Consider the following 8,089-nt stretch of genomic DNA (forward strand, 5'->3'; position numbering starts at 1 on the left):
AGGACTCTGGACACGCATCTGCCAGCGCATCTGCGCCCTCAACGCCGCCATCTGGCACAACTGGCTCATCGACGCACCCGTCAAACGCTCCCTGACCGCCTACGACCACTGACCAACACCGATATTTCCCATCAACGATCTAGCCGGGCGGCTTTGGGTGAGGTGAGCCGCATGACGCTGACCCGGCTGATCCGCGCCCTGCCCGAAGCCGCCGTGGAAACGCCCCGTGTGCTGGGCGTGGACGACTTCGCGCTGCGCCGCGGACGCGTCTACGGCTCGATCCTCATCGACATCACCACCGGCCGACCGGTCGAGGTCCTGGCCGACCGCACCGCCGACACGCTGGCGGCCTGGCTGCGGGCCCACCCCGGTGTCGAGATCGTCTGCCGGGACCGGGCCGGCGCCTATGCGAAGGCATCGCCCGGGGCGCTCCGGAGGCGATCCAGGTCGCCGACCGCTGGCATATCTGGCGAAACCTCGGTGACGCCGTCGAACGGACGGTGGCCCGGCAACGCCATCACCTGCACGTCCTCACTGCTGAGAAGGCGCAGGTGCCCGAGGAGCTGCTCGGCCCGCGGACGTCCCGGTTCCCCGAGGGCAGAAACGACGTCGCGGTCCGCACCCGGCAGCGGCACGCCGCCGTGCACGCCTTGCTGGATCAGGGCCGCACCATCATGCAGATCGCCGACGAGCTGCAGCTGAGCCGCAACACCGTCCGCCGGTTCGCTCGAGCCGCCGACCCCGGCCTGCTCCTGGTCCACGGCGGCACCGGCAAGCGCACCAAGGATCTCCAGGGCTGCACCAACGCCCAACGGCTCCACGCAGAACTGCGTGAACGCGGATACAGCGGCGCCGTCACCACAGTCCGGCAATACCTCCAGCCCTGGCGAACCGGCCGGCTCCCACCGTCCAGTTCGCGTCCGCTGACGGTCCGCCAGGCCACCGCCTGGTTCCTGAGCAACCCCGCCCACCTGGACCCAGGCGACCAAAACCGCCTGGGCACCCTCTGCGGTGCCAGCCTGCAACTCGCCGTCCGGCGCGACCGGGTCCGTGAGTTTGCCGAGATGATGGTCCATCGCCAAGGACTGCGGCTCGAGACCTGGATGAGCGCCGTTGCCGGTGACGACCTGCCCGAACTGCACTCCTTCGTCACCGGGCTGCGGCGCGACCAAGACGCCGTCACCGCCGGGTTCACCCTGCCCTACAGCTCCGGCCCCGTCGAAGGCCACGTCAACCGCATCAAAATGATCAAGAGACAGATGTACGGCCGCGCCAACCCCGACCTCCTGCGCAAACGCGTCCTCCTAGCCGACTGACACACTCCGCTTCACGGAATGTGTGCCAGAGCCAGAATTCGGCCGTCGTTGACGTTGCAGACCGTCAGTTACAGCAGGTCAAGCGCCGTACCCGCACGTCCACCACGACCGGCCGACTGTCAACGGGGCGATCGGTCACGGTGCACTCGCACCGCGCATGGACGTGGAACGGTCTCGACCCGAGAACACCACATCGACAAGCCGATCGATCTTGATCACGCCTCAGGGTTACGGGTCCCAACCTCTGCTACCACCGAAGAGCGACAGAGCTCATAACTGGCCCCCCGTAATGGGTGGAGAAGCGCGACCTGGCGTGGTGCCGGTGGGTCTAGCGCCCTCCGGGCCGGGTCGGCCGCGGTTATCGCCGGTTGTGCATGAAGGCCGGCCTGGTCGAGGCGATCGGGCGACGCTGCCCGGCACGGCCTGGCAGCCGTGGGTGGCGACGCTGGTGCGGACTATCTTCGACCAGCCCGCCGCCGAAGAGGTCCACGCCCAGCACGCCCGCGTTGTCGCATCGCTGGAGGCCAAGCACCCGGACGCGGCCGAGCGCCTGGAGGCGGCCGAACCGATCTACTGGCCTTCACCGGCTTCCCGAACCAGCCCCGGCGGCAGGTCTGATCCAGCAATCCCCACGAGCGCCTCAACAAGGAGATCCGGCGGCCCACCGACGTGGTCGGGAGTTCCCCGACCATGCCGCGATCGTTCGCCTCGTCGGTGTCGGCTCCGTGCTGACGGAACAGACCGCCGAGAATAACCAAGACCCGCCGCCACATGAGCCTGGGATAGAGGTCGTCAGCGCCGGAATCTTTCCCGCTCGCCCAGGGGGAGTTCGTCTTTTCTCCGTCTCGGAGGGCGGCGCGGCATCGGCTCAGAGAGCTGGGGATCGCGGCGAATCAGGTGAGCGGGGAGAAGGCCGTCACGTTGCTCGGGACCTGCCGGGCGGTCCGCGATCAGCTGGACGTGCTGCTGCTGGCCGCTCAGCACATCGATCGGAGCCCGCCGAGGACGTGCTTACCTCTGTGTTCGCTTGCATGGAGGCGCTACATCGCCCGGTGTTATTCAGACTGGAAAAAGACGAGGTGGCGCTCTAGGTTGCTCCCATGCCCAAAGGACGCCCAGCCCCTCCTCCGCCCGTTGACCTGCGAAGACTCCTAACTCATCTGCAGGAGATGCATGAGGACGCCGACGATCCGCACCGTGACCTCTGGCCCGACCCTGAGGACGCGCTAGGCATTCTTGCCTATACCCGCCTTCACCATCGTTCGCTGCGGCCGGAGGCTGACGTGCGCCCGCAGCGGGCCGATCAGGCCACGACCCGGCTGACGATCATTCGCGCTCTACGGTCTGTCCTTGATCAAGAAGAGCGCTCTGCGACTGATGACGCCCGTGCTGCCGGGATCACTTGGGCGGCGCTGGCGCCTTTCTTGGGCGTTGAGCGGGCGGGGAGCGCCAAAAATCGGTACAGCAGGCTGGTCGGCTCCATGGAAGACCCCGAGCGGCGCCGCACTCCAGCGGCCGGCAGGGCGGCCGCGCTCGCCCGGCTACGCGAGCGTTCCGGCCAAGGACGGGTGGCTGCCGCTGTGGCGCGGCATCGGCATGAGATCGTGCGGGCGGCACAAGACTTGGTGGCACACGCAGACCAACTGGCTGTCAACGAAGAGTGTGAGGAAGTATGGATGGAAGGGCTCCGGGCCTGCTTGGCGATCGAGCGTCCCGATGGCCTGGACCACGAGCGTCTCGCCAACTTCCTGGGGCTCACGGTCCAGGAGATCGCTTCGTATGCGGCCGTTGGTAGTCTCCCCCCCGCCCACACCCCTCAGGCGCAAGCGGCTTTGGACCAGGCGTCGGCTCTGAGGGACAAGCTACATCGGGAGTATGAGCAGGGGTACTGAACAGGACTACGGCCGGTCGGGCGGCGGTGGTAGAACAGATCCGCCCGTTGGTGAACTTGGTCAGCCCGGTGCGCTCAGCTATCGAGGCGCAGGACCACCGCGTGGCGCCGGGCGGGATCTGCTCCACCGTCGGCGTGGCCACCTGCTGGAACTTGTCCAGCAGGATCGACGGCGGCCGACCAGGGGCGGGGCTCATTGGCCGGGGCGGGCTCACCGGTCAGCCCGGCCAGGCCGTGTTCGATGAATCAGCCGCTCCACTTGCCGTCGTCGGCGGCAAGACACCCCGCTCCGCGGCCCATACATATGGAACGCCCCCGGCCGCGCGCACGCCAGCACAATCCGGCACCGCAACGCATACGCCCACATCGAGGACGCCCGAGCCTCGCACTCCCCTCAATTTTAGGCGGGAGGGCGACCGAACGCGTGGTCCCCCCACTCACCGGCTCCAGCGCGCCTGATTCTTACAGGCTTCGGCGTGCTTCCTTGCCCGTCCGCAGCCCTGCCGAGCGGCAGTTCTTCGCCGCTGTCCCGCAATCTCTCTCCGCACCGCCTCTGTACGGCTCTCAGCGCCCACCTGTCGCACTTTTCTCTCGTCCCCACAGCGGGACATTCAGGAGAAGGTGTTCGGCCCTCTATGGGCATCTCAGGGCGTCCGTTTTGTCATATTTTACACCTTTTGTGAGTTTCATGTACAGGGTTAGACGGCTGGATGGGCTGGACCGGCCAGCACCTCTATTCGAGACGGCCGACACAAGTTCACCTCAGAGAGGCCGCGATCCTCACCGGGCGGCTGGTACTGGGGTTGATGCGGCCACCTCGGACCGGCACGAATGAGGAGATATCACGCCGCGTCTAGGCGGACGATCGCAAGGTCAGACAGACGCCCCCTTTCCCGGTTGGGTTCCCTCGACCACTGACCGAGAGGAGACGCTACCCATCCCCCGGTTGGTAGGTGGCACGGCGACGGACGGGCGACGAACTTGTTCCTCATCTTCACCTCCATGCACTACGGGCGCCGCGACCAGGTAGCGAGACGTGGCTCGAAAGGCCACAGCGTCCGGTGCGGAGCCGGAACCATTCGAGTCTGCCGGCTGAGGCACTCGCCCTCCCCCCAGGCAAGCCGTAGCCCATCGGCGCGGGCCATCTGAGGCCCTACGAGCGGTCCAGTAACGCCCACTCAGTGGGGCGCCTCTGCTCTCTCGTGCACGCGACATCAGGCCTCCAAGGCAGAGGAACCCACCTCCAGGCAACAAGCCCTAGGTCCCTGCCTTTTTGCTGGCACAGGCTTCTCGCGATGCGCCCGGCAAGATACCTTCGCCCGTGCCTTGCCACACGAGATTGACCCTGAGTCTTAGGCGGCTCACGCCTACGTCTTGTGCTGCCTTCGGACGATGTGATGGACCCTAGGACTGTAGAGGGAATATGAGCACCTCTGTGCTCGGAGTGCTGTGCCCACGGATGTACACATGCGCGCACGTCCCTCATCGGATGCTCTAGGAAGCCCTTCTCTTCATGCCCCGAGCCCCGAGTTCCTCATGCAGGGCGCAGGAACCTCGGATGAAGGTGGGCGCGCCGAAGTTGCGGGATGCCGAACTGCAGGGAGATCAAACTGGCCGTCGACTGATTCAGCTCTCGGTCGAAAAGTATGCGCTGAGACAAGGCCGATCGGCCTCATGGAGGAGGCAGACTCGTCGATCTGCCCCTTCATTGACCACACTCCGGCTGGAGTTTCTGAGATGCAATGGTGCAAGAATCTGAAGCCACTAGTAAGCCTGAGGGCTTGGTGGGACGTTCGTGCTGCGCTACGCTGAGGGCATGCTGAACGCCTATGAGCGTGAATCGATGCAGCTCAAAGCATGTGTCTCGCGTGTCGAGACACTTGTCTCGACACGTGTCACGATACTTGTCGCCAAGGTCTGTTCATATCCTGTCGAGACGCATACTCCAAAACTCGTTGGAACCGCCGTTTGGTAAACCGGTAAGTGTCAAGACTCGATTGCATTGCTAACCAGTATGACGAGCCGTTGGCTGCAGCTTCTCTGGCGGGGCGCCTCGACCGACGTTTCGCATCACGTTGACTTGCCCACTACGAAAGCATTCTGCCAACGATCAATCAATGGATGCGCGGCCTTTGCTTGACGGCGATCTTGTCGAACCACTATGCGATGCACCAGGTTTTTCATCTTGAATGCCCGCATCCTGCATTGCACAGATTTCGTCCTAGTGGAATGTCGGTTATAGTGCAGGCAGGATGGGCCGCCAAGCCTGAAAGGAGACGCCCTGCTTAACCTGAGAACAGGGGCGCGGCCGCTAGGTCCGCGAACTAGTGCGTCTGCTTGCATGGAGCCCATGTTCAGACTTACCTTGGTGTTTTCCTGCCATGGAACTTCGAATGTGATCTTGCGGGATTGCGTGAGCAGCAGGTATGTGTTTGTTCACTAAACAATGCTGTAGAACATCTGGAAGGGTGATCGGCAAAGTTGCAAGAAGACAGCTGAGCGAATGGTTAACATAGGTGTCCTGCTGTGCTTTAAGCGGGGGGCGCTAGTGAGGCCTGGACGCCTACTGCGGTAGCGCGCCAGGTACCCGTGCATACAAGTGTTCTAGTTGCTCCTGGAGCGAGGCAGTGGGTCTACCTGCGGCTCTGCCTCCACCGCGACACGCAGGCCGGACTGTAATGAGCAATGCCAGCCATCGTCCAGACTTGGCGCTACTGTATGGATGCCCCACTGAGCCACAGCAGGAAGTTTCACTCACACCATGCATCCGGCCACGACACCTGGCGACACGCAGGATCCGACTGAGGTCTCGGTCCGCATCCAAGGACAACGTTCAGATGCCCTGAGCCCCCGACCCGTCGGGGGGCCAGAACCTGCGATGCTTCGAGCGGAGCATGACGCCATCAGCGGAGACACCTGGTCTCAAAGACTTCGAGGAGCTCGACTCGTGTCAACGTCCACTGAGGCGCCCGGATACACCGGGCCGCATGCCGAAATGTTCGAACGACTTCCCGAAGAGCAACGAGCTGCTCTCCTGGCCATCTACGACAAGCTCGACGCGCTCCCTCAGGGGCTCTCGGTCACGGTGGGCAACCTCAAAGGCGGCGTGTCCAAGACCACTACCGTCATGTATCTGGCGCTCATGCTCGGCTTGAACGGCGACTCCGTCCTTGTCGTCGATTCCGACGCGACCAATCGCTCGGCCTTGCTGTGGTCGGCCGCAAGCGCGGATTGGCCGGACAACGTCGTGGTCAAGGCTTGGGCTGGAGACGACCACACCGGGAAGCGCATCACCGGCCGAGACATGGTCGACCGCATCAAGGTCGCCCGCGGCAGATATAGACACTTGCTGGTCGACACCGGACCGCAGATGCGGGAGTATCTCGCTGCCGCCTTGAAGGTCACCCAGGACTTCATTGTGTGCAGCAGTCCTTACCCCCTCGACACCCAGCAGATCATGCCGAGCGTCGAGCTTGCGGCGGAAGTCGAGTCCATGAAGGACGGACCCCTGTTCGTAACCGTCCTGATGTCCAAAGCACGTAAAGGGACGATTTCATTGCGCGAAGCAATTGAAGACCTCCGACGTGATGAGGTCGCCTGCTTCGACCAGCCCATCAGCCAACTGGAGACCTACGCCCTAGGCGCAGGCTCGGTTCCCTCCGACTTCCGCGAGTACATCCAGGTCCTCGACGAGCTCGTCGACGCGCAGGAGGCATCACAGTGAGCGCCAAGACGTCGCGCACCAGCGCAGCTCAGACCCGCGCGCGTCTCAAAGCCGCGCGAGAACAGGTCGGCACTGACGACATCGACGACGGCTTCAGCAATGAGAGCGGTCCAGGGCGCCCCGCGGCAGTTTCGCCGCCGGGTCCGTCCGCACTGGAAGCTGAGCCCGTCAGGCTACCGGAGTCTTACCAGTCGTCGCCGACACCTGCCACCCCAACGGTCCTGCCGCAGAGCCTTCCTGCGCCCACACACTCCTCCAACGATGGCCGTCATCAGAAGGGGACCGGGATCGACGTCGCCGCCGACCTGGTCGAGCGAGTGCAGCGTGAGGCAAGGACGCGGAGCCGCGGCGGCCAGGTGATCACTCAAACGGAGGTTGTACTGCAAGCCTTCGAACAAATCTACCCGCGCCTGCCGACACTGATCGCGCGTCACCAGCAACAGCAGCAGGTGAACTCCCCTCTTTTCGGAACTCGTTCCGTCCACGGATCCTCTAAGGTCGGGGCGATCAAGCGGTTGCAGATACGTCCGACCTACGATGAGAAGAACCAGCTCCATGCCTTGGCAGATCACTTCAAACTTCCCCTGAGTGAGCTGACCAGGATCGTTTTGCGGGCTTACTTCCATCCGGAAGAATAAGGAGCCTCGAGCTAGGTCGCGAGCCGCAGCGTGCGGGGTCAAGCCGCCTCAAGACTGCTGAAGACCTCGGTGTCCTGGCCCCGCCGTGGATACGGCGATGCCAGGCCGGTGTGATTGGAAGGGGCGGGGGAGTTGGTCGGTCGGACAGGTGCCGAGAGATGGTCAATGGCCGGGACATACCGCCCGTACCGGCGCTCCCTGTCTGCGCACAGCGAGGTCATTCCAACCTCAGTCGGCGTGATGCTGCAGCGTGAGGACCGCCTGGACGATGGCGGTCAGGCGGCTGGGTGAGCAGCGGGGCCTTGAGTAGATTGCGCCAGCTTTAGGAGTGGCAGCGCCCTGCTCGCCGAGTGCCTCGACCTAGGGCCTGTCTCGAAGTGGCTCCGGCCACGCGCGCGAACGCGTGACCTGCCCGGTGGAGCGACGCCGGAGGCGAGCGGAGCCGGGCAGATCGCGAAGCGATGCCGCGTTCGCCCAGGCCAGGTCACGTAGCGAGCCGCCAGGCGAGCGAAGTGGGCCG

At 64.3% G+C, this 8,089-nt stretch carries 4 protein-coding genes and 2 pseudogenes; all 6 read left to right on the plus strand.

All coding sequences use genetic code 11. From position 1 onward, the window contains the following. Positions 1-171: 171 nt before the first annotated feature. Positions 172-405: pseudogene (locus AB0C84_RS44745) on the plus strand (transposase); the annotation flags it as partial. 95 nt (positions 406-500) lie between these two features. Beyond that, a complete protein-coding gene (locus tag AB0C84_RS44750) occupies positions 501-1,316 on the plus strand; it encodes a transposase (RefSeq protein WP_361078708.1) in 816 nt (271 codons plus the stop codon). A 430-nt stretch (positions 1,317-1,746) separates the two neighbouring features. Beyond that, a pseudogene (locus AB0C84_RS44755) lies at positions 1,747-2,056 on the plus strand (transposase); the annotation flags it as partial. A 429-nt stretch (positions 2,057-2,485) separates the two neighbouring features. Continuing rightward, positions 2,486-3,208, plus strand: coding sequence for a hypothetical protein (locus AB0C84_RS44760; protein ID WP_361078711.1), 723 nt, complete (start codon positions 2,486-2,488; stop codon positions 3,206-3,208). A gap of 2,946 nt (positions 3,209-6,154) precedes the next feature. Next, positions 6,155-6,931, plus strand: coding sequence for a ParA family protein (locus tag AB0C84_RS44765; protein WP_361078714.1), 777 nt, complete (start codon positions 6,155-6,157; stop codon positions 6,929-6,931). Then, positions 6,928-7,569 (plus strand): hypothetical protein, encoded by a 642-nt coding sequence (locus AB0C84_RS44770; RefSeq protein WP_361078717.1) that lies wholly within the window; start codon positions 6,928-6,930, stop codon positions 7,567-7,569. The genes AB0C84_RS44765 and AB0C84_RS44770 overlap by 4 nt, the downstream gene beginning before the upstream one ends. Positions 7,570-8,089: the final 520 nt, after the last annotated feature.

This window comes from Actinomadura sp. NPDC048955, from assembly GCF_040649435.1.
GTDB classification, from domain to species: Bacteria; Actinomycetota; Actinomycetes; order Streptosporangiales; family Streptosporangiaceae; genus Spirillospora; species Spirillospora luteofluorescens.

Bases quoted from the DNA above. Each gene is read 5' to 3' on its own strand.
- AB0C84_RS44760 (WP_361078711.1), top strand. From the start codon at position 2,486: ATGCATGAGGACGCCGACGATCCGCACCGTGACCTCTGGCCCGACCCT.